This is a genomic window from Micromonospora globbae (genome assembly GCF_003610785.1).
GTDB lineage: Bacteria > Actinomycetota > Actinomycetes > Mycobacteriales > Micromonosporaceae > Micromonospora > Micromonospora globbae.
This window is the reverse complement of record NZ_RAQQ01000010.1, coordinates 212,923-239,427: the sequence shown is the minus strand read 5'-3', so window position 1 is coordinate 239,427 and position 26,505 is coordinate 212,923. Positions and strand designations below refer to the sequence as shown.

At 74.2% G+C, this 26,505-nt stretch carries 21 protein-coding genes and 1 riboswitch; of the genes, 12 read left to right on the top strand and 9 right to left on the bottom strand.

What is annotated here, in order from left to right:
• Positions 1–124: 124 nt before the first annotated feature.
• From D7I43_RS16100 to D7I43_RS16090, 3 genes are all read left to right on the top strand, one after another.
• Positions 125–1,240, top strand: coding sequence for a WD40/YVTN/BNR-like repeat-containing protein (locus tag D7I43_RS16100; RefSeq protein WP_120329309.1), 1,116 nt, complete (start codon positions 125–127; stop codon positions 1,238–1,240).
• On the top strand, positions 1,237–1,539 hold the full coding sequence (locus tag D7I43_RS16095) for a MoaD/ThiS family protein (protein WP_120329308.1): 303 nt from the start codon (positions 1,237–1,239) through the stop codon (positions 1,537–1,539). The genes D7I43_RS16100 and D7I43_RS16095 overlap by 4 nt, the downstream gene beginning before the upstream one ends.
• A 221-nt stretch (positions 1,540–1,760) precedes the next feature.
• Positions 1,761–2,504: an META domain-containing protein gene (locus D7I43_RS16090; RefSeq protein WP_120329307.1), complete on the top strand. Its 744-nt coding sequence runs from the start codon at positions 1,761–1,763 to the stop codon at positions 2,502–2,504.
• A 24-nt stretch (positions 2,505–2,528) separates the two neighbouring features.
• Here the strand turns inward: D7I43_RS16090 and D7I43_RS16085 are convergent, their stop codons facing one another.
• Both D7I43_RS16085 and D7I43_RS16080 read right to left on the bottom strand, forming a co-directional pair.
• A complete protein-coding gene (locus D7I43_RS16085; protein ID WP_147427255.1) occupies positions 2,529–3,557 on the bottom strand; it encodes a hypothetical protein in 1,029 nt (342 codons plus the stop codon).
• On the bottom strand, positions 3,544–4,158 hold the full coding sequence (locus tag D7I43_RS16080; RefSeq protein ID WP_120329305.1) for a hypothetical protein: 615 nt from the start codon (positions 4,156–4,158) through the stop codon (positions 3,544–3,546). The genes D7I43_RS16085 and D7I43_RS16080 overlap by 14 nt, the downstream gene beginning before the upstream one ends.
• 256 nt (positions 4,159–4,414) lie before the next feature.
• Here D7I43_RS16080 and D7I43_RS16075 point away from each other — a divergent pair, with 256 nt between their 5' ends.
• The gene (locus D7I43_RS16075; protein WP_120329304.1) at positions 4,415–5,032 is read left to right on the top strand and encodes a TetR/AcrR family transcriptional regulator; all 618 of its coding nucleotides are present in this window, start codon (positions 4,415–4,417) and stop codon (positions 5,030–5,032) included.
• Between the two features lie 139 nt (positions 5,033–5,171).
• Positions 5,172–6,257, top strand: a complete 1,086-nt coding sequence (locus D7I43_RS16070) for a phosphatase PAP2 family protein (protein ID WP_120329303.1) — start codon at positions 5,172–5,174, stop codon at positions 6,255–6,257.
• A gap of 24 nt (positions 6,258–6,281) precedes the next feature.
• Here the strand turns inward: D7I43_RS16070 and D7I43_RS16065 are convergent, their stop codons facing one another.
• Both D7I43_RS16065 and D7I43_RS16060 read right to left on the bottom strand, forming a co-directional pair.
• Positions 6,282–7,454: an AI-2E family transporter gene (locus D7I43_RS16065; protein ID WP_120329355.1), complete on the bottom strand. Its 1,173-nt coding sequence runs from the start codon at positions 7,452–7,454 to the stop codon at positions 6,282–6,284.
• A 274-nt stretch (positions 7,455–7,728) separates the two neighbouring features.
• A complete protein-coding gene (locus D7I43_RS16060; protein ID WP_204985206.1) occupies positions 7,729–9,477 on the bottom strand; it encodes an amidohydrolase in 1,749 nt (582 codons plus the stop codon).
• Between the two features lie 272 nt (positions 9,478–9,749).
• Positions 9,750–9,843, bottom strand: a riboswitch (glycine riboswitch).
• A gap of 586 nt (positions 9,844–10,429) precedes the next feature.
• Here D7I43_RS16060 and D7I43_RS16055 point away from each other — a divergent pair.
• Complete coding sequence (locus D7I43_RS16055; RefSeq protein ID WP_120329301.1) at positions 10,430–12,673, top strand: penicillin acylase family protein; 2,244 nt, start codon at positions 10,430–10,432, stop codon at positions 12,671–12,673.
• 119 nt (positions 12,674–12,792) lie between these two features.
• Here D7I43_RS16055 and D7I43_RS16050 read toward each other — a convergent pair whose 3' ends face one another.
• Positions 12,793–13,362 (bottom strand): hypothetical protein, encoded by a 570-nt coding sequence (locus tag D7I43_RS16050; RefSeq protein WP_120329300.1) that lies wholly within the window; start codon positions 13,360–13,362, stop codon positions 12,793–12,795.
• 215 nt (positions 13,363–13,577) lie between these two features.
• Between D7I43_RS16050 and D7I43_RS16045 the strand changes: the two genes are divergently transcribed.
• The 3 genes from D7I43_RS16045 to D7I43_RS16035 all read left to right on the top strand — a co-directional run bounded on the left by D7I43_RS16045 (position 13,578) and on the right by D7I43_RS16035 (position 18,581).
• Positions 13,578–14,360: an SDR family NAD(P)-dependent oxidoreductase gene (locus D7I43_RS16045; protein ID WP_120329354.1), complete on the top strand. Its 783-nt coding sequence runs from the start codon at positions 13,578–13,580 to the stop codon at positions 14,358–14,360.
• A gap of 251 nt (positions 14,361–14,611) precedes the next feature.
• Positions 14,612–17,206 (top strand): M64 family metallopeptidase, encoded by a 2,595-nt coding sequence (locus D7I43_RS16040; protein WP_120329299.1) that lies wholly within the window; start codon positions 14,612–14,614, stop codon positions 17,204–17,206.
• 130 nt (positions 17,207–17,336) lie between these two features.
• On the top strand, positions 17,337–18,581 hold the full coding sequence (locus tag D7I43_RS16035) for a PucR family transcriptional regulator (RefSeq protein ID WP_240032987.1): 1,245 nt from the start codon (positions 17,337–17,339) through the stop codon (positions 18,579–18,581).
• Between the two features lie 10 nt (positions 18,582–18,591).
• On the opposite strand, the gene D7I43_RS16030 is transcribed toward D7I43_RS16035, so the two are convergent.
• The 3 genes from D7I43_RS16030 to D7I43_RS16020 all read right to left on the bottom strand — a co-directional run bounded on the left by D7I43_RS16030 (position 18,592) and on the right by D7I43_RS16020 (position 20,067).
• Entirely contained in the window at positions 18,592–18,864 is a 273-nt protein-coding gene (locus D7I43_RS16030; RefSeq protein ID WP_120329298.1) for a cation:proton antiporter regulatory subunit, read from the bottom strand.
• 103 nt (positions 18,865–18,967) lie between these two features.
• Entirely contained in the window at positions 18,968–19,906 is a 939-nt protein-coding gene (locus tag D7I43_RS16025) for a rod shape-determining protein (RefSeq protein WP_120329297.1), read from the bottom strand.
• On the bottom strand, positions 19,861–20,067 hold the full coding sequence (locus D7I43_RS16020) for a hypothetical protein (RefSeq protein WP_240032986.1): 207 nt from the start codon (positions 20,065–20,067) through the stop codon (positions 19,861–19,863). Before D7I43_RS16020 ends, D7I43_RS16025 begins: the two co-directional genes overlap by 46 nt.
• A gap of 268 nt (positions 20,068–20,335) precedes the next feature.
• Between D7I43_RS16020 and D7I43_RS16015 the strand changes: the two genes are divergently transcribed.
• Positions 20,336–21,169, top strand: a complete 834-nt coding sequence (locus D7I43_RS16015; RefSeq protein ID WP_120329295.1) for a rod shape-determining protein — start codon at positions 20,336–20,338, stop codon at positions 21,167–21,169.
• A gap of 13 nt (positions 21,170–21,182) precedes the next feature.
• The gene (locus tag D7I43_RS16010; protein ID WP_120329294.1) at positions 21,183–21,521 is read left to right on the top strand and encodes a TraR/DksA family transcriptional regulator; all 339 of its coding nucleotides are present in this window, start codon (positions 21,183–21,185) and stop codon (positions 21,519–21,521) included.
• Positions 21,522–21,565: 44 nt separating this feature from the next.
• Here the strand turns inward: D7I43_RS16010 and D7I43_RS34095 are convergent, their stop codons facing one another.
• Positions 21,566–22,534: a TrmB family transcriptional regulator gene (locus tag D7I43_RS34095; RefSeq protein WP_120329293.1), complete on the bottom strand. Its 969-nt coding sequence runs from the start codon at positions 22,532–22,534 to the stop codon at positions 21,566–21,568.
• Between the two features lie 120 nt (positions 22,535–22,654).
• Between D7I43_RS34095 and D7I43_RS16000 the strand changes: the two genes are divergently transcribed.
• Positions 22,655–26,389 carry a S8 family serine peptidase gene (locus D7I43_RS16000; protein ID WP_158610108.1) on the top strand — a complete coding sequence of 1,245 codons (3,735 nt, stop codon included), beginning with the start codon at positions 22,655–22,657 and terminating at the stop codon, positions 26,387–26,389.
• Positions 26,390–26,505: the final 116 nt, after the last annotated feature.

The window sequence follows — 26,505 nt, the reverse complement described above, 5'->3', positions numbered from 1 at the left end:
CCGCGCCGCGCGCCGTCCACCGATTCGTCGTACCCGCAGAGTACGACTGGCGGTGACCGATGAGTTCCGACCTGGCGGAGAGTCTTACCCGGGGCACCACTGACCTGAACGGAAGGATGCGGAGATGAGCGGCGTACGAGTGCTGGTCGGCACACGCAAGGGCGCGTTCGTGCTGACGTCGGACGGCAGGCGCGGCGACTGGACGGTCGAGGGACCGCACTTCGGCGGCTGGGAGATCTACCACCTCGCCGGGTCGCCGGCCGACCCCAACCGGATCTACGCCTCCCAGTCCGGCGGCTGGTTCGGGCAGTTGATCCAGCGCTCCGACGACGGCGGGAAGACCTGGAACACGGTCGGCAACGACTTCGCCTACGCCGGCGACGTCGGCGACCACCTCTGGTACGACGGGACCCCGCGCCCGTGGGAGTTCAAGCGCATCTGGCACATCGAGCCGTCCCACGACGACCCCGACACCGTGTACGCGGGCGCTGAGGACGCCGCCCTCTACCGGTCCACCGACGGCGGCCAGAAGTGGACCGAGCTGACCGGCCTCCGGACGCACCCCACCGGGGCGTCGTGGCAGCCCGGGGCCGGCGGCCTGTGCCTGCACACGATCATCCTGGACCCGGCGCACCAGGGCCGGATCTACACGGCCATCTCCGCGGCGGGCGCGTTCCGCAGCGACGACGGCGGCGACAGCTGGCTGCCCATCAACAAGGGCCTGCGCTCGGGGGAGATCCCCGACCAGGACGCGGAGGTCGGCCACTGCGTGCACCACATCACCCAGCACCCCTCCCGGCCCGACACGCTGTTCATGCAGAAGCACTGGGACGTCATGCGCAGCGACGACGCCGGGGCGACCTGGCGCGAGGTGAGCGGCAACCTCCCGTCCGACTTCGGCTTCCCGATCGCCGTGCACGCGCACGAGCCGGAGACGATCTACGTCGTGCCGATCAAGAGCGACTCGGAGCACTACCCGCCGGAGGGGAAGCTCCGCGTGTACCGCAGCCGCACCGGCGGCGACGAGTGGGAGCCGCTGACCACGGGGCTCCCGCAGGCCAACTGCTACGTCAACGTGCTGCGGGACGCCATGGCGGTCGACACGCTCGACCCGTGCGGGATCTACTTCGGCACCAGCGGCGGCCAGGTCTACCACTCCGCCGACGGCGGCGACACCTGGGCGCCCATCGTCCGGGACCTCCCGCCCGTGCTCTCCGTGGAAGCCCAGGTGCTGCCGTGATCCGGGTCGTCCTCCCGGCCCACCTGAAGACCCTCGCGCACGTCACCGGGGAAGTCGCCATCGAGGTGACCGGGGACGGCCCGGTCACCCAGCGCCGGGTGCTGGACGCCATCGAGGCGCGCTACCCGATGCTGCTGGGCACCATCCGTGACCGGCACAGCGGCAAGCGCCGCCCGTTCGTCCGCTTCTACGCCTGCGAGGAGGACCTGTCCAACGAGTCACCCGACGCGCCGCTGCCCGAGCGGGTCACCAGAGGCGAGGAGCCGTTCATCGTCCTGGGCGCGATGGCCGGAGGATAGTTCCCCCGCCCGGATGCAACCACACGCCACCGCCGGCCGTCCAAGACGTCGGGGCCGGCGGTGGCCGGTGTGGCGAGAGGACGGGTGAAGCGATGGGCCGGCGGGGTTTCCTTGCGGCGACGGTCATTGTCGGGGCGCTGCTTGCGGGCTGCGCCGGCGAGGACGGGGCGCAACCGTCTCCGCCGCGCGCCGAGCAGCCTCTCACGGCGACACCGGCCCCCGTGGATCCCACAGCGCTGATCGGCAACTGGCACCTCGTCGGGGTGGCCGAGGAGCCCCAGGGCGTCCTGCGCGTCGCTCCCCACCAGATCCAGCTCTTCGGCCGCTGCGGGATGCACACCGGCTCGTGGCGAGCCGACTCCGGCGGTCTCTTCGTCGCCGCCATGTTCGGCATCTCCGGGCCCCGGCGGGGCGACGGATGCACCGCCGACCCCCTTCCGCCCCCTGGCTGGCTCCAGCTGGCCACCGGATACCGGCTGGAGGGCGACACCCCGATCCTCGTCGACGCCGCGGGCGCCCAGGTCGCCCGGCTGCGTCCCGGGGCCACGCCGACGCCGGGGCCGCACCTGGCACCCTCCGAGGTGGCGCCGCCCACGCTCACCGACGAGGACCGGCGGCGGTTCGCGCCCGCGGCCGCGCTGCCGGCGAACCTGCGCCCCGTCGACCCGGCCCGGCTCGTCGGCAGATGGGCGCCGGCCCGCGGGCCCGAGACGGTGTACGTCGAGTTCCGCGCCGACGGTGAGTGGCGCGGCTCCGACGGATGCAACGGTCAGGGCGGACGCTGGGTGGCCGGCCCGGGAGGCGCGCTGCTCGCCACATCCGGGCCCAGCACGCTGATCGGCTGCGAGGGGGAGCCCGTCGGGGCCTGGCTCTCGTCGTCCTGGCGGGCCGGCCTGGACGGCGAGACGCTGGTGCTCCTCGACGCCGGGGCGGGGGAGATCGGGCGGCTGCGCCCCGCCGGCTGACCCCGGGCAGCGCGGCGACGATCGCTACCAGACGAAGATGCGCGGTACCGGCCGGACGGGCCGCGGTGGCGGCGGCGCGATCCGGGGCGCCGGTCGGTACGTGTACGGCGGACGCTGGTAGCCGCCGAGATCCGGCGGGTAGTAGCGGGGGAGCGGGGGCAGCTCCGGCACGAGCAGCTCCGGAAGGCGCAGCTCCGGCAGGGGCCCCGGCCGTCCCGGACGCGCCTGGGGCGGCCGGCGGGCCTTCAGGGTCTCGGTCACCTTCCGGTCGATCAGGGTGGGACCGTTGCGCAACGACGCCAGCGTCTGCCGGTGCCTCTCCGCCAACCGCTCCGCCCGGGGCGTGGCGTCGGCGACGGGCCGGCGGACGTCCGTCTGGTCGACGATCACCGCGGCTTCCCGCGCGACCGCCGCGTCGAGGTCCTGCGGGCTGCGGACCGCGACGCCGACGAGACGGTCGTACGCCCTGCCGATCCGGTCCTGGAGCACCTGGTCGGCGGCGTCGGCGAAGGCCTGCAGCAGCGGCTCCATGATCGGGACGGCCTCGGTGAGCGGTCGGGTGAGCGCCAGGATCCGTTCGCTGACGACCTTCTCCAGGTGCAGCGTCACCTTCCTGCGCCCGTCGGCGACGAGGTCGATCCCGCCGCCGCCCGGCCGGTCGGCCAGAGCCCGGCGGCTGGCCGCGATCTGCTCCGGTGTCACGTCCCCCGGCAGGTCCCGCCGCCCGGTCGACTCGACCCGCAGGTCGCCGTCGAGCGCGCCCAACCGGGTCCGTCGGGCAGTCTCCTCCCGGACCGCCGCGTCCACGGCGGGGACGCCGACCGCGTACCGGCGCCGCGTCTCCTCGGCGTGTGCCCGCACGGTGTCGGCCAGGTCGGCGATCGTCGCCTGCTCGCTCAGGGCGTCCCGGTACGACGGTGGGAAGGTGGCGAGGACCTTCGTGTACAGGCCGCTCGTCACGCGGGTGGACAGGTCCGCCTCGACCTTCGCCGTCACGTCCGCGTACCCCTGCTGGGCGACCTTGAGGCGCAACCGCAGGTCATCCGCGGGCACGCCGAGGTGCATGCCGAAGAGGGAGAAGGACGCGAGCGTGGCGAGGCCCGCCGCGGCCGGCCCGCTGTAGCGGGTGTAGAACTCGGTGCCGCGGTGGAGCCCGTGCGCCGTCCGGAACCGCCACCCCGTGCCCGGCGTCCGGGCGCCGGTGGCGCGTGCCCTTTGCCAGCAGGAGACAGGTCAGCAGGTGGACGCCGACCAGGACGCCGAGCACCACCGACTCGCTCAGCTTGAGGTTGTCGGAGAAGAACGACGACGTTTCCTCGAAGGCGCGCTGGAGGGCGATGAGCCGGTCGGTGCTCGCGGTGCCGCCGGACGATTCGACCCAGGCCGCCACGAGGCAGTAGAAGGTGGCGGCGACGCCGATCGGCACGAGGTACAGGACGCCGAGCGCGCACAGGTGGTAGCGGAGGTTCGCCCCGTCGCGTACGTGATCCGGGCCGAGCCGCCGCCGCACCGAGCGGGCGTGGCCGGCGCAGAGCAGGACGAGCCCCCAGATCGCGCCGGCGAGCAGGCCGTACCAGGTGATCGCGGTGAGGGCGACGGTCAGGGCCACGAGCACGCCGACCGCCGTCACCCTCCTCAGCTCGATCGTCGTCATCCTGTCCTCCCCGGAGCAGGGCGGCCACCTCCCTCCAGGAAATCACAGCTGGTAAATGGATCGCTGCGTCGCGCTCCCGCCCAGCTCCCGCGATCTTGCACTTCGTGCCCCCGATACGGGTGCTTCATCCCGGTTCGCTGGGGCGGAAAGTGCAAGATCGCGGGAGGGGATCGGGGGCGCGGCGCTGTGATCGGGCACACGATTTTTCCCTCTTGGAAACTTTGCCGGAAAAGCAAGTTTCGCGGATAGTGGTCGCGTGACCTCGGACGTTGGCCTTCGCGAGCGCAAGAAGCGGGCGACCCGCGCGGCGCTGAGCCAGGCGGCATGGTCGCTGATGGTGGAGCGCGGGATCGACGCGGTGACCGCCGAGACGGTCGCCGCGACCGTGGACGTCTCACCCCGGACCTTCCGCAACTACTTCTCCAGCCGCGAGGAGGCGATCCTCGACGGGATCGTGCAACGCGCGTCCTCGCTCGTGGAGGCGCTGCGCGCCCGGCCCGCCGACGAGCCGGTCTGGGACTCGCTCGCCCACGTCCTGCCCGAGGCGATCACGAACGTGCTCGGCGACCGGGACGACATCGCCGTCCTGGCGCGCGTCTCCGCGGCGAACCCGGCGCTGCTGGCCCAGCAACTGACGGTGTTCGCCCACGTCGAACGGCTCATCGCCGAGGTCATCGCCGAGCGGACGGGTGCCGACGTCGAGCGTGACCTCGCCCCGCACCTGCTGGCGGCCGTGCCCGGAGCCCTCATGCGGGCGGTCGTCACGTTCTGGGCCGACGGCGACACCGACGCCAGCCTCCCGGACCTCGTCCGGGCGAGCATCACCCAGCTGCGCGACGGCCTCCCGCTCGGCCGCGCCGCACCGGCCACCTGAACCCGGCGGCCCGCCGGCCCGGCCGACGTGCGCGTCACGCACGGCACCGAGCCGGAGCTGACCCGCCTCCCCTCCCGTGGGGCCGCCCGCCGGCGGCGAGGTCCCACACCTGCCCAACCCTCGTCGTGAAAGGACCGCCGTGGGCGCCGACGACCGCGGGACCCGCCCGCACCCCCTCCGGGAGCTGCTGCTCGTCGCCGCGCTGTTCCTGGCGTACAAGCTCGGACGGCTGGTCGCGGTCGGGGACCTCTCCAGCGCGTACGCCAACGCCACACACGTCTGGGGGCTGGAGCGCGCCGTGCGACTGCCCGACGAGGCCACCCTGCAGGGGATCCTGCTGTCGCACGACCACCTGGTCCGCGCCGCGAACCGCTTCTACGCCTCGGTGCACTTTCCCGCCACCGCGGCGCTACTGCTGTTCACGTACCTGTTCCGGCCCGCCCTGTACCGGTGGGCCCGGACGCTCCTCGCGGCGCTGACCGCCGTGGGCTTCGCCATCCAGGCGCTCGTGCCCATGGCGCCGCCGCGGCTGCTGTCCGCCACCGGAGTGCTCGACACGGGAAAGCTCGTGGGCCCCCGCGCCTACGGTGATCCCGCCACCGACACCCTCTCCAACCAGTACGCCGCCATGCCCTCCCTGCACGTCGGCTGGGCCGCGGTGGTCGCCATCGTCCTGGTCGCCGCCGGCCGCAGCCGCTGGCGGTGGCTCTGGCTGCTGCACCCGGTGCTCACCCTCGCCGTCGTCGTGGTGACCGGGAACCACTACTGGCTCGACGCCGTCGCCGCCCTGGCCCTGCTCGGCACCATCCTGCTGCTGGCGCCGCGACCGCGGACCGCGCCGGCCACCCGGGCGGCGACCGTGCCCGGAACGCGGACGGCGATCGCGATCGCGACTCGCGCACGGGCGGCGATGACGCCCGCCATCCGATGGGGGAGGGCGACCGCACCCGGGACGGCGGCCGTATCAGGGAGGGCGGCCGCACCCGGGACGGCGGTCGCATCAGGGAGGGCGACCGCACCCGGGACGGCTTTCGCGCCCGCCCCGATGCCGCGGACGGCGCCTGTCGTGCCTCCGGCGTCGACGGTCGTGGACCCGGCGCCGTCGCTGGCCGCCGTCACCCGGACCGGGTCGCCGGGCGGCCACCCGGCGATCCCGGGTGGCCCCGGCTGGCGTACCGCCTCACGCCCGTTGGAGCCCGAGCCGGCCGTCACCGAGGGGACCTGAACCCGTCCGGTGGTCGCCCCGCCGTCAGGCGGGCTGCTCGGCCGGGGTGGCGCCCGCCGCAGGGCGGTCGGGGCCCGGCTCACCGGCCGGGTCGGTCGGGTCCGGGTCCGGTTGCTCCGGTGCGGCCCGTTCGGGCGGGTCGCTCAACTGCTCGCGCAGGTAGTTCCAGATCACGGCGACCAGCGCGGCGGCCGGCACCGCCAGCAGGCTGCCCACGATGCCGGCCAGGCTGCCGCCCAGCGTCACCGCGAGCAGGACGACCGCCGCGTGCAGGCCGAGCCCGCGGCTCTGCACCATGGGCTGGAAGACGTTCCCTTCGAGCTGCTGCACCGCCACGATGATGGCGAGCACGATGAGCGCGTCGGTCAGGCCGTTCGACACCAGCGCGATGAGGACGGCGACGAACCCGGCGAACAGGGCACCCACGATGGGGACGAACGCCGCCACGAACGTCAGCACGGCCAGGGGCAGCACCAGCGGCACCCCGACGATCCACAGGCCGAGGCCGATGAAGACGGCGTCCAACAGACCGACGAACGCCTGGGACCGCACGAACGCGCCCAGGGTGTCCCAGCTGCGGGCCGCCACGGTGGGCACGTCCACGGCGAGGCGGCCGGGGAGCTGGCGGGTGAGCCAGGGCAGGAACCGGGGGCCGTCCTTGAGGAAGAAGAACATGAGGAACACCGCCAGGACGGCGGTGACGACCCCGTTGACGATCGTCCCCACACCCGTGACCGTGGCGGTCACGATGCTGCCCACGCTGTCCTGGACACGGGCGACCCCGGCGTCGAGCGCCTCGCTGATCTCGTCGTCGCCGATGTTCAGCGGCGGGCCGGAGGCCCACTCGCGCAGGTGCTGGATCCCGTCGACGACCCCGTCGGCCAGCTCGCCGGACTGCGACGCGACCGGCACCGCGATGAGCACCACGATCCCGGCGGCGGCGAGGAGGAACAGCAGGGTCACGGTCGACGCGGCCAGCGCCGGGCGCCAGCCGTGCCGGCGCAGGAAGCGGGCCAGCGGCCAGGTCAACGTGGTCAGGAGCAGGGCGATCACGAGCGGCCAGACGACCGACCACATCCGGCCCATGATCCACAGGACCACCCCGGTGCCCAGCAGGACCAGCAGCATGTCCAGGGAGACGCGTGCCGAGGCCCGCAGGGCGGCCCGCGTCTTCGAGGCGTTCAGCGAGGAAGGCATCGGCATAACCCTAGACATCCTCGTCGAGCCGGCGCCGCCCGGCGTCGTAGAAGAGCGGTGACCGGCATCACGGACCGCCGACCGGCGCACGGACGAGCGGTGACCGGCATCGCGGGCCCGCACCGCCCCGCGTCACGGACGAGCACCGGCCCGCGTCACGGGCCGGCGTACGTCGCCCGGGAGGGCGTGCGACGCGGACACGGCGGTGTGGTGCCGGGGCCGCGCCCCGACACCACACCCGTGCTCCGGCCCGGCGACGCCGGGCCCACCGGCGCTACTCCAGCGGCGGCAGGTTCGACGGCGGCAGGCTCGGCCCGAGGTCAGGGGCGGTCTCGGTGGAGACGACCCGCCGGGGCGGCCAGGTGACCCCGCGCGGCGGCCAGGACTGCCGGGTCCGCTCCAGGAACCACTTCGGCGGCTCGTACAGGGGCAGCTCGTAGTCGTTCGGCAGCATGCTCTTCCACTTGATCTTCGCCGTACGCCGCTCGAACTCCTCCTTCATCTCGGCGATGACCGTCGGCTGGGTCAGCAGGTCGACGGTGGTGGCGGCCAGGTACTTGGCGGCGGCCAGCATGGAGACGTGCCCGGCGTGCGACGCCGCCGTGGCGGTGTGGTGCCACGAGTGGTTCTTCGTGCCGCCGGGCTGGTGGGCGGTGCCCATGGAGATGGTGGGCACCTGCCAGCTGATGTCGGCGACGTCGGTGGAGCCGCCGCCCATGAACACCGGCGCCGGGGGCCGGAGCTCACTGATCGTGGAGGAGAAGCCGGTCTCCGCCGACCCGTTCGACCTCTGCAACGCCTTGCCGAAGCGCTGGTCGGCCTCCGAGAACGTCGGCGCGCCGACCTGCGTCATGTTGGCGTACATCAACTCGGCGCCGCGCTTGTTGCCGAGCTTGTTCCAGACGCCGCCCATAATGCGGTACTGCATGCGGGTGCCGGTGGCCAGGGCGGCCGCCTCGGCACACTTGACGATCTTGTCCATGAGGATCTTGGCGCGGGCCGGGCTGCCCTCCCGCGCGTAGTACCAGATGCTCGACAGCGTCGGGAAGACGTTCGGCGCCTGCCCGGTCTGGCGGATGGCGTGGTGCATGCGGGCGGTGTGGGCCATGTCGCTCTCCCGCAGGAACTCGGTGAGCATCGCCATCGCCGTGACCGCGTCCTGGGTGGAGCGGGTGCTCAACGGGGAGCCGCCGTGGCCGTCCGTGCCCAGGAACTGGAACGCGACGCTGTACATCGCGTTGCCCGAGCCCCAGCTGGTGCTGTTGCCGGTGGCCGGGTGCCAGTCGACGAAGGCGTCCAGGCCCCGGTAGACGCCCGCCTTCACGGCGACCGACTTGCCGACCAGCTGCTCCTCGGCCGTGGAGCCGAAGAACTTGATGGTGCCGTCGAGGTTGCGGGCCTTCATCGCCTTCGCGGTCGCCACCGCCGCGCCGGCCGCCGCGGCGCCCAGCGCGCAGTGCCCGCAGCCGTGGCCGAAGCCGTACGTGGGCGAGTAGGGGTCGTGGTGGTAGATGAGCGGGGAGTGCTGCGGGTTGGACTTCTCCTGCGACAGCCCCGGCAGCGCGTCGTACTCACCGCTGAAGCCGATCACCGGCTTGCCGGTGCCGTTGCTGAACGTCGCCACGAACGCGGTGGGCATGCCGCCCGACCCCCACTCGATCGTGAAGCCGTTCGCCTTCAGGAACTGCGCCTCGGCCCACGACGAGTTCCACTCGGCCAGGGAGGGCTCCGCGTACTCCCAGATCCGGTCGTTCAGGCCGATGATGCGGTCGGACTCGCGGTCGATCCACGAGAGGGCCGCGTCCTTCGCCTGTGAGTCGACGGCCAGACCCGTCGGCGCCTCGTAGTTCACGGGATCGGCCGGCATCGTCGCGGGGTCGAGCGCGAGATCCGACGCGGCGGCCAGGGCCGGGTCCGACGTCAGGATGGGAGCGACCGCGAGCCCGGCGCCGGCGGCGCCGAGGAGCCCGAGCAGATCGCGACGGCTGTACCCGGACGAATCGAGATGATCGGTTTCACACACGTTGCTCTCCTCGACCAGAAGCTGATCAACCGGACAGTGACAGCGGGTCGTCGGCATGCCGAAATGGTGAGCAACGGGCAATCCGAAATGGAGGATCCCGCGGAGGAGTGACACATTGGGGGTCGACGGAAAAGGGCATGACGTTGAGCCGACTGTCGATTGGACGCAACGGGCGCCCACCGTCCCCACTGTCTGTTTACCTGAGAGTGTCACCAGCTCGCGCTGGCTTCCCCCTTCGGTGAGCGGCATACGCCGCTGCTCTCCAGTGGCGCCTCGGAACTGCAGTACCTGGGCCTGAGAGATTCCGGGAAGTTGCTCCTTCGGCGCCTCCCTTGGCCAGAGGGAGGACTCTCCTGCAGCTCCTCAAACGGCTAGTGTCGATCCAAACCAACAGGGCCCGCGGATGTCAACCCTCATCCCATGGTTGCCCGTAAAAGATTATTACCGACGCCAATGCGTATCCGGTCGTGAACCCGCACGGCGGTGGCCGCGTGGCCGCGCGGGCGTACCTGGCCGCCGCCGTGCTGGTCGCCTGGCTCCGCCGCCCGCCCCTCGTGTCGCGGAGCGATCACGCGCGCCGGCCGTGACCCGGCCTGCGATCAGGGCGAATATCTGTTGATCTCTATTGCCCGTCCGCCCCACGAGTGGTAGTCATGTCGGAGCGGGTTGATCACCGAGTGGTCGGGGAGGTGGCGATGATCGTTGTCGTCCCCTGGCCGAACGGCGGGCACCGCGCCGCCGCCCGACCCTGCGCCGGCGCCTCCGGCGCACCTCACCCACGCGCGACCGGCACCGCCGGGTCCGTCCGGTAGGGACAGGCCGCAGTGCTCGGAGTCCGCGAACCGGCAGTCGCCGAGACGCCTCGGGCGCCGGCCCCGCGGATGCCACGAGCCGATCCACCCGGATCGCCCCACCACCGCACCGTCCCTTTCGAGAAAGGTGGACCACCCCCATGGACCACGCGCAGAACGACGGGCTGAGCCGGCGCCGCATCCTGGGCGGCGCGGCCGGACTGGCCGCCGGCGCCGCCGCCGTCGCGGCGGGACTGCCGACCGGCGGCGCGACCGCGGCCGGGAAGGGCGGTTCCGATCTCGCCCGCTGGCGCCGGCAGGCGGCACACGTGACGATCACCCGCGACGACTGGGGCATCCCGCACGTGACCGGCAGGACGGACGCCGACGCCGTGTTCGGGATGATGTACGCCCAGGCCGAGGACGACTTCAACCGGATCGAGCGCAACTACCTGGTGAGCCTCGGCCGTCTCGCCGAGGCCGAGGGCGAGAGCGCGATCTGGCAGGACCTGCGCCAGCGGCTGTTCATCGACCCCGAGACCCTGAAGAGGTACTACGCCGCCTGCCCCGCCTGGCTGCGGAAGCTCATGCAGGCCTGGGCGGACGGCCTCAACTACTACCTCGCGACCCACCCCGAGGTGCGCCCGCGCGTCATCACGCGGTTCGAGCCGTGGATGCCGCTGAGCTTCTCCGAGGGCAGCATCGGCGGCGACATCGAGCGGGTGCCGCTCAGCCAGCTCCAGGCGTTCTACGAGGGGCGTTCGGCGCCGATGACCGACGAGGAACGCGGGTTGCTGTTCCGCGAGCCCAGCGGCTCCAACGGCATGGCCATCGCGCCCAGCCACACCCGCGACGGCCACGCGCTGCTGCTGATCAACCCGCACACCAGCTTCTTCTTCCGCTCCGAGCAGCACGTGACCAGCGGCGAGGGGCTCGACGTCTACGGCGCGGCCACCTGGGGCCAGTTCTTCATCTACCAGGGCTTCAACGCCCACACCGGATGGATGCACACGTCCAGCGGCGTCGACAACGTCGACGAGTTCGCCGAGACGATCGTGACCGGGCCGGACGGCCGCCGCTCCTACCGGTACGGCACGCGGCTGCGGCCCGTGACCACGAAGACGATCACGCTGTCCTACCGTACGGCCGAGGGCGGGCTGGCGCGCCGGCGGTTCACGACGTACGCCACCCACCACGGGCCCATCGTGCGGGAGGCCGACGGCAAGTGGATCGCGTTCGCCCTCATGAACCGGCCCGTCGAGGCGCTGCAACAGAGCTTCCTGCGCACCAAGACGCGCGACTACGCGAGCTACATCGCCGTGGCGGGGCTCAAGGCCAACAGCTCGAACAACACCCTGTTCGCGAGCGCGAAGGGTGAGATCGCGTTCCTGGTGCCGCAGTTCATGCCCGTACGCGAGGACCGCTTCGACTACCGCAAGCCCGTCGACGGCAGCGACCCGGAGACCGACTGGCACGGGCTGCACACCCTGCGGAGCCTCCCTCAGGTGGTGAACCCGAGGAACGGCTGGACGTTCAACACGAACAACTGGCCGTGGACCGCCGCCGGCCCGGACAGCCCCCGGGCGGAGGACTACCCGCGCTACTTCGACCAGGCGGGGGAGAACCCGCGCGGCCCGCAGGCGATCCGGGTGCTCAGCGCCCGCACCGACTTCACCCCCCAGACGCTGATCGAGGCGGCCTTCGACCGGTACCTCACGGCGTTCGCCCGGCTCGTGCCGCAACTGGTCGCGGCATGGGACAAGCTGCCCGACGACGACCCGCAGAAGTCGGCACTCGCCGGCCCGGTCGGCCTGCTCCGCGACTGGGACCACCGCTGGAGCGCGGAGTCGACCGCGACGTCCCTGGCCGTGTTCTGGGGTGAGGCGCTGTGGGCGCCCCTGGCGCAGGCGGCCCGGGACGCCGGCATGTCCATGTGGGACTACCTGGCCGAACGCGCCACCGACCCGCAGCGGCTCACCGCCCTCGCGGAGGCAACGAACCGGCTTACCCAGGACTTCGGCAGCTGGCAGGTGCCGTGGGGCGAGATCAACCGCTTCCAGCGCAACGACGGCGCGATCACCCAGACCTTCGACGACGCCAAGCCCAGCATCCCGGTGCCCTTCACCTCCGCGCAGTGGGGTTCGCTCGCCTCGTTCGGCGCGCGCCGCTACCCGGGCACGAAGCGCTACTACGGCACCAGCGGCAACAGCTTCGTGGCGGTCGTCGAGTTCGGGCCGCGGCTGCGCGCCTGGGCGGTGACGGCCGGAGGCGCGAGCGGGCACCCCGACTCGCCGCACTTCAACGACCAGGCCGAACGGTACGCCAACGGCGACCTGCGCCCCGTCTACTTCTACCCGGAGGACCTGAAGGGCCACATAGAGCGGAGGTACAAGCCGGGCCAGTGACCGGCGCGCGGGCAGCCCGGCCGGGCCTCGGACGACGGGGTCCGGCCGCACTGCCGCGGGCGCGACGGCGGCCACGGCGGGGGCCGGGCCCCAGCGTGGGGGCACGAGGTGCGCCCCTGTCAGCGCGGCCCCGCGCACGGCGTACCGACGGCGACCGGCACGTCGACCCGCTGCCCTCCGGAGTCGACGACGAGCGGGACGCACGACGGATCCGACACCCACGTCCCGCCGGTGAAGACCAGCCACGTGGCCGACGCGGCGGGGCACGGCCCCACCTGCACCGTCTCCGCGGGCATGGCGTCCCGGCCCCATCCGATGCGCGCTCGGCCCGCCCACCCGGGTGCCACCCGCACCTCGGCGGCCGCTCCGGCGCGGACGTACAGCCCCCACTTGGCGAACCACCACGCCGGCTCCGGACCGTCGGGCGACCGGTCGTATCCGAGGACGGCGGTGGGCACGGCGACCGCTCCGGCGACCGTGCGGTACCCCGGCGGCGGCGCCGTGCCCGGGATCGCGTCCCCGCATGACAGGCGCAGCCCTTCAGGCGGCAGCGGAGGCAGCGGCGAGACCACCGGCCGGACCGGAGCGGACGCGTCGGGGGCCGCCCCCCGGTCCTGGGTGGTGCAGGCCGGCGCCGCCGCCAGGAGGCCGGCGGCCAGCGCGAGCCGTGGGAACGTTCGGGACCACACGCGCCGATCCTCCCAGCCGGCGGCGCCGGGAGCGACAGTCGCGGGTCGACGTTCCCGAGTCGGCCGGCCGAGGGCCACGCCGACCTTCGCGAGTCCGGTCCGCGGCGGAGGCGGCCGGCGTCCGAATCAGGTCGCCCGACGGCGGGCCGCCCCCTAGGGTGTCGGCGGACCACGGTCGCGCGGCCCTGTGCCGCAGGCACGTCAGGAGGGTGGCGGTGATCGATCCGGGGCTCGCCGGCAGGACGGTGCTCGTCACGGGAGGTGCGGGCAACATCGGCGCGGCCATCAGCAGGGCCTTCGCCCGGCAGGGCGCACGGGTCGCGATCCACTACCTGGCCCAGGACCCGCCCGCCCCGGCCGGGACGGAGTGGGCGCACGTCACCCCGGCCGTCGAGGACGCCGACCGCCTCGCGCGGGAACTCGGCAACGGCGCCTTCGCCGTGAGCGCCGACCTCACCGCACCCGAGGCGGCACGCGAGTTGGTCGGCGCGGTCGTCGCCCGCGCCGGATCCGTGGACGTCCTGGTCAACAACGCGGCGCACTGCGAGGCGCCGGACACGATCGACGAGCTGAGCCTCGGCTCCCTCGAACGCCACTACCGGGTCAACGCGATCGCTCCGGCACTCCTGATCGCGGAGGTCGCCCGTCGGCACACCGGCGGGGAGGCGCCGTGCGTCGTCAACATCAGCACCGACGCGGCGCGTGCCTTCCCGGGCCAGGTCGGCTACGGCACGTCCAAGGCGGCCCTGGAGGCGATCACCCGCGCCACCGCGCTCGACCTCGCCCGGCGCGGCATCAGGGTCAACGCGGTGGCCCCGGGGCCGGTGCAGACCGGATGGATGAGCCACGACCTCGCCGCGCGGGTCGCCGACCTCGTGCCGATGGGCCGCGTCGGGGATCCGGACGACATCGCCGACGCCGTCGTGTTCCTGGCCTCCCGCCAGGCCCGGTGGATCACCGGGCGGGTCCTCCAGGTGGCCGGCGGGCACGCGCTCTGAGCGGCGTCCGGTGCCGATCACGCTCGCCGGGCCGTACGGCCCGGGCCGTGAGCGCCCGGCGCCCGCCGCGCGCCCACGCCCCGGGACCGTCCACGCCCCGGGACCGTCCACCCGCCCCGCGCCGGCACTTCGGCTGAACGGCCGGTGACGGCGGAAGTTCCGTCAGGTGTCGAATGCTTCCCACCCCCGGCCCGAACTAGCGTCGGGTGGCCGGAGGACACGCCGGCGGACGAAGGGGAGGTGGGGAGCCAGTGAGACTGAAGGTGGCCGCCCTCGCGGCGGTGGCCCTGGTGGCCACGCTGCTGGGCGGAGTCGGTCCGGCGAGCGGTGCTCCGGCGGACGGACCGCCGACGCCCCTGCCCGAGCCGAAGGTCCATCCGATCCAGGTCACCGGCCCGGCCGCGGAGCGCCTGAACCTGATCATCCTCGGCGACGGCTACCAGTGGGACCAGCAGCAGCTCTTCCTCGCCGACGTCGACCGCAACCTGGCGGTCATGTGGGCCACCGAGCCGTTCCGGACCTACCGCGACTACATCAACGTGTACGCCGTGGAGATCGCCTCCATCGACTACGGCGTCCGGTGCGACCCGGACGGCCGCGTACGCCATCCCGACGGCACGATCCGCGACACCGGTGAGCGGGAGGGCCCCGTCAACGGCAAGAACACCGCCCTGCGGATGATCTTCCAGAACGGCTGCAACGACCCGCTGTCGCGCGGCACCGTCTACGGTGGCGCGCCGGTGGACTGCGCGGAATACGCCGCCTACTACCCGGCCGGGGTCAATCCCTGCGAGACCGGCAACCAGGCGCACAACCGGATCCTCGACACCTACGTGGCGCCCGTGCTGGGCATTCCCCGCACGTCGCAGAACGTGCAGACCCTCGCCATCTTCAACACGTTCACCTACGGCGGGATCGGCGGCACCAACGCGACGACCTCCGGCGGCTCCCCGCAGGGCCCGCTGATCTCTCTGCACGAGATCGGCCACTCGCTCGGCACGCTGGCCGACGAGTACCCGTACTCCTCCCGTGACGTGGTGCGGCCCTGCTACACCGGCGGCGAGCCCAGCAGCTTCCACCACACCACCTACAGCGACCCGGCGAAGATGGTCGCCGACCAGCACAAGTGGTGGCGGTGGATCGGTGAGGAGAGCCTGTCCGGCGGCACGATCGGGCTGCACGAGGGCGGCGGGTCGTACCCGTGCGGCCAGCGCCGGCCCAGCGAGCACTCGATGATGCGGTGGATCGGCTTCGACTTCGACCAGGTCGGCCTCGAACACATGGTCGCCCGGGTGACCGGGATGCGGAACGCCGGGCAGATGAGCATCCGGCACACCCCGCTCGGCACGGTGTCCTCCGACAGCGTCCTGTGGGTCGAGACCGGGCAGCCGCGCTACCACGAGCTCCAGGTGACCTGGCGGGTCGGCGGCCCGGACGGCACCGTGCTCGACACGCACAACAGACGCGACCTCGACCTCGGCGACCTCGACCTGCCGGCCGGGACCGTGGTCCACGTCGAGGTGCGCGACCCCGTGGGGCCCGACGGCATCGACTGGGTCCGCAACCCGTCGACCGGCAACACGGCCACGAACTCCGGCTACAACGGCCCCCGGTTCGTGCAGACCCGGCAGTGGACGGTGGGGGAGACGACGGCGGAGGTGTCACCGCCCGCCGCCACCATCACCGGCGCGACGCCGACCACCCAGCCGGTCGCCGGTGACGAGGTGGTCTACGTACGCACCAACCACCCGAACGACCGCGTCCTCGACGTGTCCTGGTCGCTCGACGGCCGGGCGCTGCCGAACCCGCACAACAGCCGGACCCTCGACCTGGGCGCGCTGGACCTGCCGGCGGGCACCCACCGGCTCACCGCCACGGTGACCGACCCGGCCGACCGGAGCGTCTCCGACCGGATCGAGTGGACCGTCGACAACGCCGGCCCGACCGCGCCGCGCCGCCTGTCGGAGCCGCTGACCCGGCTGTCCGGCGACCTGGAGCACCCGGTGTACTTCAACGGTTGGGACATGTGGCTCGACCCGCAGGACGACCGCACCGGGTACGACCAGGAGCGCCACGTCGTCGGCCAGTTCCGGCTCGACAGGGACGGCTGGTACAACTACTTCGGCTTCCCCGAACAGCCGATGCCCGAGTCGCCGTTCCGGTTCCGCCACTCCGGCACCGACGTCAAGGCGCTGACGTACGGCAACCTCGGCACCGGCGGCCTGTCGAAGGCGGCGTTCGAGCAGACGCTGCCGGACGACCACCCCAGCGGCGGGTTCGTCCCGGGCTTCGGCACGCACCTCGTCGAGCACCGGGCCATCGACCCGGCGGGCAATATCGGTGAGCCGAGCGCGTACCGGGCCACGGTGCTGCCGGGCGGGTCGCCGGAGTGCACGCGGACGCTGACCGGGCCGCAGCAGCGGGTCGTGGCCGGCGACGGGGTGACCTGCCTGCGCGACGCCCGGGTGGCCGGTGGCGTGTCGGTGCGTCCGGGCGCGTCCCTCGTCGTCAGCGACAGCACGATCGACGGTGGGCTGACGACGACCGGCGCCCAGGCGGTGCAGGTGTTCGGCAGCACGGTGAACGGCCCCGCCCGGATCGCCGGCACCACCCGGGACGTGACGATCGCCGGGAGCACGTTCAACGGCCCGCTCGCCCTGTCGCAGAACGTCCAGGTCAGCGCCAACGAGCGGTACAGCCGGCTGGCCGGCGCGTACGGGCCCGTCCTCGTCGGCAGCCGGGTCAACGGCCCGCTGAGCTGCGCCGGCAACAGCGCGGCGGTCGCCGACTTCGGCGCCCCGAACACGGTGAACGGCCCGAAGGGCGGTGACTGCGCGGCCCTGTAGCGGCGGCCGGAGCGCGGCGGGCCGGGGACACCCGGCCCGCCGCGCCGGCGGCGCACCCGCCCGTGTGCCCGGTTGCCGTCGCGCCGCCCGCGGCCGGGCGATACTGGGTGACGCGGGAAAGGACGTGACGGTGGCCGACGGTGACCAGCGCTGGCGGGCCGCGGCCGGCGACGACTGGCTGGCGGACGTGGCGCGGGCGGCCAGCCGGGACGCCGGTGGCGCGCCGGTCGAACTGCTCGGCGACTACCTGCTGCTGCTGGCCGACGCCGCGGTGTCCGGCCGCCGGCCCCGGCGCAGCGAGCTGGAGGCCGTCGAGCGACTGGGCCGCCACGCCGCCGAACAGGGCGTGTCGGCCGGTAAGGCCGTGCAGCTGTACCTGTCCGCGGCGCGGCGGATGTGGCAGCAGCTGCCCCTGCTCCGGCGCTCCGGCGACAGCGCCGTGGTCCTCGCGGCCGCCGACGCGGTGCTCCAGGTCGTCGACGACGCCGTGGCGACCCTCGCCGAGGGGTACGCCGCCGCGCGCCGGGAGCTGGTGCGCCGGGAGGAGACGCTGCGCCGGGAACTCGTCGACGACCTGCTGCGCGGCGACTCCGACCTGGGCGGCCTGGTGCAGCGCGCCGAGCCGTTCGGCCTGGACCTGACCCGGACCCACCAGGTCGCGCTGGCCGCGCCGAGCCGGCGGCTGCCGGACACGGAGGCGGCCATCCGCGCCCTGGAGGCCGTGATCTTCGACCGGCTGGGCGACCGTGACGTGCTGGTCGCCACGAAGGAGGGGCTCCTCGTCGTCCTGGCCCCGGCGGATCCCGCGACCACCGCCGCCGAGCCCGCGGCCCGAGCCGCCGACCTCGCGGCGGCGGCCACCGCCGTGCCGCTCGGCGACCTGATGTACGCGGAGCTGAGCCGCCTGCCGAGGGGCCGGCCGTGGCAGATCGCCGTGGGCCGACCCCATCCCGGCCTGTACGGCATCGCCCGCTCGTACGAGGAGGCCCGCGAGGCCCTGACCATGGCCCGGCAACTGAAGGTGGACCGGCCCGTCGTCGGCGCCCACAACCTGCTCATCTACCGGGTGCTGCTCCGCGACCAGCCCGCCATGGTCGACCTCGTGCAGGCCGTCCTGCACCCGCTGACCCGCGCCCGGGGCGGCGCGCAGCCGCTGCTGGAGACCCTGGCCGCGTACTTCGACAGCGGCGGCGTCGCCACCGAGGCGGCGCGGCGGCTGCACCTGTCCGTCCGCACCGTCACCTACCGGCTGGCCCGGGTCCGTACGCTGACCGGCTACGACCCCGCCGACCCCACCGACCGGTTCACCCTGCAGGCGGCGACCCTCGGGGCCCGCGCGCTCGACTGGCCGCGGCAGCCGCTACCCGCCGTCTGAGCGAAGGCGTTCAGCGCCTCGGCGGCGGCGGCGAGGCGTCGCGGGGTCCGGTGAAGGCGACGTCGACGACGTCGAGGATGCCGAGGAGCCCGGCCAGCGCCATGGCCTCGCTGCGGGTGAGAGAGAGGCTGCACGCGGCGTCCGGGTCGTCCCCGCCGGTGTCGACGATCAGTTCACGCCGGCCGCCCGCGTAGTGGTTGATCACACCGACGCGGCGCCCGTCGGCCGTCGTGAACGTGCGGCGGAGCCCGATACCGGGCAGCGGGGTCAGCTCGACCTCCATGACATCTCCAGGAATCGCAGTGCGCCGAGCCGCGCTCGGCCGGACGGGGACGCCGCGGATGACCGACGTGGTCGCGCCCGCGGCGGGCGGCGACAGGACGGGATCAGCGGGTGAGCAGGAGCCGCAGACCGGTCAGCGTGGCCAGTTGCGGGTCGGCGGGGATGGTGACGGACCGGCCGGTGTACCCGGCGAGGCGTGCCGCCGCTCCCGCGGACGCCGCGCCCCCACCGGTGACCAGGAGCCGTCGCCGCCCGGTGCCCGGCGCCGTCAGGTCGCGTACGCACCGGGCGATCGCGGGAACCGGGTCGACCGGGTCGTCCACGTCCACCCGTTGCGCGGCGGTGACGCTCCGGTCGGCGATGCGCGCCACCTCGATGCGGCCGGAACCGATGTCCACGGCGACGACGTCGTCACCGCCCCAGTCGGGCCGGCAGGCCAACGCCGCCGCCAGCGGCTCCTCCACCGTGCTGACCCGCCCGCCGGTGGCCCGGCGTACGGCGGCCACCAGCACCTTCTTCTCCCGCAGCGTGGCGGTGGCCGGTACGCCGACGAGCACGGGGTGGTCGTCGGCGTACCACTGCCCGGCGCGGGCGAGCAGGAGCCGGAGCAGGTGCACGCAGCCGAAGAAGTCGCGGACCACGCCGTCCCGCACCGGCCACACGAGCGTCCCGCCGTCGCGCTTCGCCTGCTCGATCGCGGCGCGTCCCACGGCGTGGCGGCCACCCGCCCGTCGGACGAGGGCGGCGGGCTCGCTGATCGTCGTGTCGGTGGCCGAGGTCCACAGCCGCACCGTCGACGTGCCCACGTCCAGTGCGATGCAGTGGCGCAGCCCCCGACGGGCGTACGCACCCATGGCCAGCACCGTCATCGCCCCCTGCGAGCAGGGGCCGAGGCGGGTCGGCGCGGCGGCCGGGAACGGCGGGGAGGAGACGACGTGGGCATGGTGCTCCCAGGACGGGGCGACGGCGCCGGGTACGGCGCCGCGGGTGGACGGCTTCAGGCGGCGGGCAGCAGGCCCGGCGGGGCCCGGTCCGCCGACCACGACGGGACGCAGCCGGGAACGGCGCGCCTCGTCAACCGGAACACGATGCACAGCCCGACGCCCCTCGTGGCCGCCAGCACCACGGCGAGGACGGCCAGCACGGCCAGCATCGGCAGCGACACCCGCTCGCCGACGCAGCCGATGCCGGGCTGGTCCTGCATGCCGGACACCATAGCCCTCCCCACCGGGAGCGGCCAGCGCCCTTTGAGCGGAGCACGCGTGCCCCCGCCGGACATGCCGGACGACCGGGAAGCCGGCGAGCGCGGGCGAGCCGGATCGCCGGCTTCCCGGCTCGCGGGGACGGCCCGTCGCCTGGCGGTCTCGTTGCCGGACGCCGGCAACGAGCACCGCCCCTTCTTCGCCGGTCGCCGATCCTGTCGACCGGCCGACCCGCGGCGATGATGGATTCCCCGACGGAAAGGGGTCGGTGTGACCGCGTCCGTGAACCTCAGTCCCCTCAACCGCCCGGCCGGGCGGCCCACGACGGGCGCCGGCGGCCGACCGGCGGCCACCCCGACGGCGGTCGCGGTCGACCTGGGCAGCTGCACCGTCGGGGTGTGGGCGTCCCACCGCGGCACCCTCACCGGCCCGTGCGGCGACGCCTTCTCCTCGGCGGGCCGACTCGTGCGTCGCGGCCGCGTCGTCGACGTCGACGGCTGCGCGCTGCTCCTCGACCAGCTGGTCCGCCGCTACGACGAGCCGCTGCCCGCCGGCGCCGTGGTGGTGGCGTGCCGGCCCCTGCTGGCCGCCGAATCCGACCAGGCCGCGATGCGGCGGGTCCTCGACACCGTCTTCGCGCCCTCCCGCATCCTGTTCGTCGACGCCGTCCGGGCCGCCGCGATCGGCTCCGGCGCCGCGGCCGGCACACTGCTCATGGCCGACATCGGCGCACAGGTGAGCGAGGTCGCCGTCCTCTCGCAGGGACGTGTCGTCGCCGCCCGCCGCGCCAACGTGGGCACCATGGACCTCGCCCACGGCACGGCCGCCGGACTGCTCGGCGATGTCGTCGCGAACCAGGTCCGGGACCTGCGGCGCGACCTCCCGGCGGCGGACCTCGCCGCCGCGAAGGCGCGCGGCATGCTCGTCGTCGGCGACGGCGCCCTGCAACCCGACCTGACCATGGCGCTGTCGAAGCTGCTGCGCCTGCGGGTGCACCGCGCACCGACGCCCCGTACGGCCGCGCTCAACGGCGCGGCCCTCGCCGCGATGGCCGCGCTGCGCCACCCGGCACCGCCCCGTACCCGGACGTGGCCCGTCTCGTGACCCGGGAGGCACCATGGCCCTTTCCGCGCAGGAACCCGCCGGCGTGGTCGAGGAGCACACGGAGCTGCTCCGCGCGATGCTCGAGGACCAGTTCGCCGCCCACACCCGCCGGCTCACCGAGCTGACGGTGTACGCCCGGCTTCCGGGCCACGGCGGCTACGAGCCGCAGGCGCTCGAGACGCTCGCCGCGGCCGCCCGCCAGGGCATCGCCGACACCGCGCAGGCGCTGCGCCGCATGACCGACGGCAGCTACGGCGTCTGCGAGCGGTGCGGCGAACCGATCCCGTTGGGACGGTTGAAGGCCCTGCCGCACGCCCGCTACTGCGCCCCCTGCCAGCGACACCAGACCTGACGGCGGGACCCGTCGCGCCGGGCGTCACCGCACGACGATCCGGTTCAGAGCCAGCCCCGTTCGCGGGCCTGCCAGCCCAGCTGCATCCGTGACCGCGAGTTGGTCAGCTCCATGAGGTGCTGCACCCGCCGGACCACCGTGCGGCGGCTGACTCCCAGCCGCGCGCCGACCGCCTCGTCGGTGAGCCCGGCGACGAGCAGCGAGAGCAGGTGCCGGTCGGCGGCCGAGACGGTCGCGGCGGCGGTGAGACCGGCGGAGTCGGCCACGGACAGGGGAGTGGCCTGGTTCCAGACGGTCTCGAAGAGGGCGATCAGCGCGTCGAGCAGCCCGCACGGGTGCACCAGCAGCGCGGCGTCGTGCGCCGCCCGCGTCCACGCCAGCGGCAGCAGGGCCAGCTCCCGGTCGGCCACGGCGAGCTTGGTCGGCAGGCCGTGCGCCAGGCGGGCGTGCTCGCCCTCCTGGACGTGGACCACCACGCTCTCCAGGAACGAGGCGTCGGTGAGGGCGTCCACGTCGTACACCGCCCGGTAGGTGACCCCGGCGGCCTGCCGTTCGAGCTGTTGGCGGTTGACGGCCTTCGGCACGGCGTACGGCGGCGCGACCAGCACCCGCATCTGCTGGCGGGCGGTGTGCTGGAGCCGGTCGAAGGCCTGCGCGACGGCCGCCCGGCCGGAGACGATCTCGATCAGTTCCTCGGTACGCCGGTTGGTGGCGCGGCTGCGGGCCTCCTCAGCGAGGCGGCGGGCGGCCGCCCGTACGCCCTCCAGCTCCTCCTCCCGGCGGCGGACCTGCTGCTCCACGGCCAGCTCCGGGGGCACCGGCACGACGCGCTCGTCCGGGGCCGGGGTGTGGTGCACGAAGCCCCGGCGGCGCAGGGTGAGCACCGCGCGGCGTACCTGGGCGGGGGTCAGTCCGGTCCGGACGGTCAGCTGCGCCGGCGTCGCGGCGCCCTGCCGGACCAGGGCGAGGTAGGTCGCCTCCTCCGCCACGCTCAGCCCCGCCGGTCGCAGCACGATCGTCCTCCCTGGCGCATCTGGGCCATGTCACAGCTGCGCTGACTCTAGATCCTTTACGGTCCGGCTGACGAGGTGTGACGCTGCCTGCCGTACGGCCGGCACGTCAAGGGGAGTCTCGTGTTCAGCTCGTTACGCAGGGTGCTTGCCGCGGCGGTGGCCGCGGTCACCGTCATCGCCGTGACACCACCGTCCGGTTCGGCCTTCGCCGCTGACGCAGTTGCGCCAGCCGGGTCGCCCGGGTCGGTGTACACCGTCACGCTGATCACGGGTGACGTGGTCCGGTTCACCCGCTTCACCGACGGCCGCCAGGAGGCGACCATCGACCAGCGGGGCGGCCCCGACCGGCACGGCTTCCGGCTGTCCCACCGCGACGGTGACGTCTACGTGGTGCCGGACGAGGCGGTGCCGTACGTCGCCGCCGGCCTCGTGGACGAGGCGCTGTTCAACGTCACGGACCTGGTCGCCGAGGGCTACCACGACGCGGCCCGCGCGACCCTTCCGCTGCTCGTGGCCGGGCCGCCCGCCGACGGCGTCCGCGCGGCGGCGGTGCCCGACACACCGCCGGGCGCCACCCGCACCCGGGTCCTGCCCAGCATCGGCGCGGTCGCCGTCACCGGACGCAAGACCGAGCTGCGGACGCTGTGGGAGTCGCTGACGACCGGGCCGCGTACCCTCGCCGCCGGTGCCCGGAGGGTGTGGCTGGACCGGCGGCTGCGCGCCGACCTCGCCGACAGCGTGCCCCAGATCGGCGCGCCGGCCGCCTGGAAGGCCGGATACGACGGGCGGGGCGTCACCGTGGCGGTGCTCGACACCGGGTACGACCCGACCCACCCCGACCTGGCCGGCCGCGTGGCCGCCACGGCGGACTTCACCTCCGACGGCGGCGACGCGGTCGACCGGGTCGGGCACGGCACGCACGTCGCCGCCACCATCGCCGGCAGCGGGAAGGCCGGACGGGCCGGAGCGAAGGGTGTGGCGCCGGGCGCCCGGCTGCTCGTCGGCAAGGTCCTCGACGACGCCGGCTCCGGCGACCTCTCGTGGGCCATCGCCGGCATGGAGTGGGCGGTACGCCAGGGGGCACGGGTGGTCAACCTCAGCCTCGGCGCGCCGTCCTACGGCGGCCCGGACCCGGTCAGCGAGGCGGTCGACGCGCTGAGCGCCAGCTCGGGGGCGCTGTTCGTGGTGAGCGCCGGCAACTCCGGCCCCGGGCCGCAGACCGTCGGCACACCCGGCATCGCCACCGCGGCGCTGACCGTCGGCGCCGTGTCCAAGACCGACGAGCTGGCCGACTTCTCCAGCCGCGGTCCCCGCCCCGACGACGGCGCCGTCAAACCGGAGATCACCGCGCCCGGGGTCGACATCGTGGCGGCCCGGGCCGCGGGCACCTCGCTCGGGCAGGTGGTCGACGCCTCCTACACGGCGATGTCCGGCACCTCCATGGCGGCCCCGCACGTGGCCGGCGCGGCGGCGCTCCTCGCGCAGGCGCATCCCGACTGGCGCCCGGAACAGCTCAAGGCCGCGCTCGTCAGCAGCGCCACCCCGGTCGGCACCGCGCCGGTCTGGCAGCAGGGCGTCGGCCGAGTGGAGGTGCCGGCGGCGCTGCGCCAGACCGTCCACGTCGACAGCGCCGGCCTCGTGATCGGGCAGGTGCCCGCCGGCTCCGGCCCGCGCACGGCCGACGTCGCCTACCGCAACACCGGCCGGGAACCGGTCACCCTCGACCTGGCCGTGACCGCCACCGACGCCGGCGCCACGGGCCGGGCCGCCGCGCTGACCGTCACGCCGTCCCGGCTCACCATCGCACCGGGTGGACGGGCGACCGCCACCGTGCGGCTGGACACCGCGGCGACCGCGCCGAACCAGTACGCCGGGGTGCTCACGGCGACCGGGGCCGGAGTGCGGCTGCGCACCCCCGTCGGTCTCCGCGTCACCCCACCGGTGCACACGCTCACCATCGAGGCCACCGACCGGGACGGACGGCCGGTGACCGGCTTCGTCAACCGGGCGGAGCTGTGGAACCTGGACACGGGCGCGCAGTACTACGGGCACTTCACCGACGGCCGCGCCACGGTGGAGCTGCCCGCCGGCCGCTACTCGGTGATGGCGCTCCTGCACAGCCTCGACGCCGGCGGCAACGAGAAGGACCTGACCCTGGCGGGTGACCCGGAGGTGCGCGTCGACGCGGACCGCACCCTGCGCTTCGACGCCCGCGCCGGCAACGAGATCCGCATGGACGTCCCGGACCCCACCGTGGTCGGCAGCGGCGCCGTCTCGTGGCTGCGCACCGCCGGGAGCCGGTCGAACCTGTCCGGCTGGGCGTTCAACCCGTCGAACGTGCGGCACGTGTACGCCGTGCCGACCCGCCCGGTCTCCACCGGCACGTTCCGGTTCTTCAGCCGGTGGGACCTGCGGGCCCCCGAGCTGACCGCCCAGGTGACCGGGGCGCGTGGCTTCGCGCTGACCCGCCCGCTGCCGGTGGAGGGCGCGCCGCTGCTCGACGGCACCCGCACGGCGCCGCTGGTGGACGGCGGTGACGGCGAGCCGGGCCGGCTCGGCGCCGCCCGCGGAGCCGTGCTGCTGCTGCGCCACGTCGGGGACGACGCCGTCGCGGAGCAACTGCGGGCCGCGGCCGCGGCCGGTGCGGTGGCGGTGTTCCTCGCCCCGGACACGGCGGCGAGGGTCTACCCGAGCGGCTACGGCGCGACCGTCCCGACCTACCAGATCGAGTACGCCGACGGCCAGCGGCTGCGCGAGCGGTTGGCGGCCGGGCCGGTGACGGTCGGACTGACGGGCGTGCCCCTCAGCCCCTACCGCTACGACCTGCTGCTGACCGAGCCGGACCGGATTCCCGCCGACCTGCGCTACACGACCGGCGACCTGGCGCTGGCCACCGTGGAGAGCGAGTTCCACCAGCACGGGTCCGAGATGCGGGCGCTGGACGCGAGGGCCGGGTACCCCGACGGGGTCGGCGTCGCCTTCGACTTCAACCGCTCGGTGACCGTGGCGCAGCGGCGTACCGACCACGTGAGCACCCGGGGTGTGCTCTGGCGGGCCCAGGCCACCGCCGAGGGTGAGAACCTGGGCGGGACCCAGGGCACCGTGTACGGCCCGCTGCGCGCGTACCGGCCCGGCGAGCGGGCCCGGGAGGTGTGGTTCCCGGCCCTGACCCGGCCCGCCGTCCCGCAGACCACGCCCGACTACGCGTACGGGACGCCGGTCAACCGGTGGCACGACACCATCCGGGTGGCCGTGCCCCAGTACGCCGACGGCTCCGGGACGACGTACGGCTGGATCGACGGCCGCTCCGACCGGGCCCGGTTGACCCTGCGTCGCGGTGACCGGGTCGTGGGCACCACCACCGGATCGTCGCACCAGTTCACCGTCGGCAACGGCAACGGCACGTACCGCCTGACGCTCGACGTCACCCGGGACACCTTCCCCGAGAGGGTCTGGTGGACCACCTCGACGGCGACGTCCACCACCTGGACGTTCCGGTCGAAGCGGCCCCGGGGCGACGAGCCGCAGGTGCTCCCGCTGCCGCAGCTCCGCTACGACCTCCGGACCGACCTGTCCAACGTGGTCCGCGCCGACCGGCCGTACCCGCTGACGCTGACCCCCGGCTACCAGCCCGGCGCGTCCGGGCCGGGCCGCTTCCAGGTCACCGTGTGGGTGTCCTACGACGACGGCGCGCACTGGCGCCCGGCGCCGGTACGGGGCACGGGGCCGGTGACGGCGACCGTGCCGGCCGCACCGCCCGGCGCGGCGTTCGCCACCGTACGGGTCACCGCCGCCGACCGCGACGGCAACCGGATCGACCAGACCATCACCCGGGCCTGGAAGGTGCGGCCCTGACCTCACCGGCCGGTCGGGCCGACCCCGCGCGGGGCGCGGGCCCGACCGGCACCGTGGACGGCGTTTCCTCCGGCCGCCGGCCACGACGGGCGGTGCCGGGCGACCCCTCGTCGCCC

Coding starts and splice junctions, on each gene's coding strand:
- D7I43_RS16055 (WP_120329301.1), top strand. CDS start 10,430: ATGGACCACGCGCAGAACGACGGGCTGAGCCGGCGCCGCATCCTGGGC.
- D7I43_RS16080 (WP_120329305.1), bottom strand. CDS start 4,158: ATGACGACGATCGAGCTGAGGAGGGTGACGGCGGTCGGCGTGCTCGTG.
- D7I43_RS16010 (WP_120329294.1), top strand. CDS start 21,183: ATGGCCCTTTCCGCGCAGGAACCCGCCGGCGTGGTCGAGGAGCACACG.
- D7I43_RS16030 (WP_120329298.1), bottom strand. CDS start 18,864: ATGGAGGTCGAGCTGACCCCGCTGCCCGGTATCGGGCTCCGCCGCACG.
- D7I43_RS16065 (WP_120329355.1), bottom strand. CDS start 7,454: ATGCCTTCCTCGCTGAACGCCTCGAAGACGCGGGCCGCCCTGCGGGCC.
- D7I43_RS16100 (WP_120329309.1), top strand. CDS start 125: ATGAGCGGCGTACGAGTGCTGGTCGGCACACGCAAGGGCGCGTTCGTG.
- D7I43_RS16020 (WP_240032986.1), bottom strand. CDS start 20,067: ATGCAGGACCAGCCCGGCATCGGCTGCGTCGGCGAGCGGGTGTCGCTG.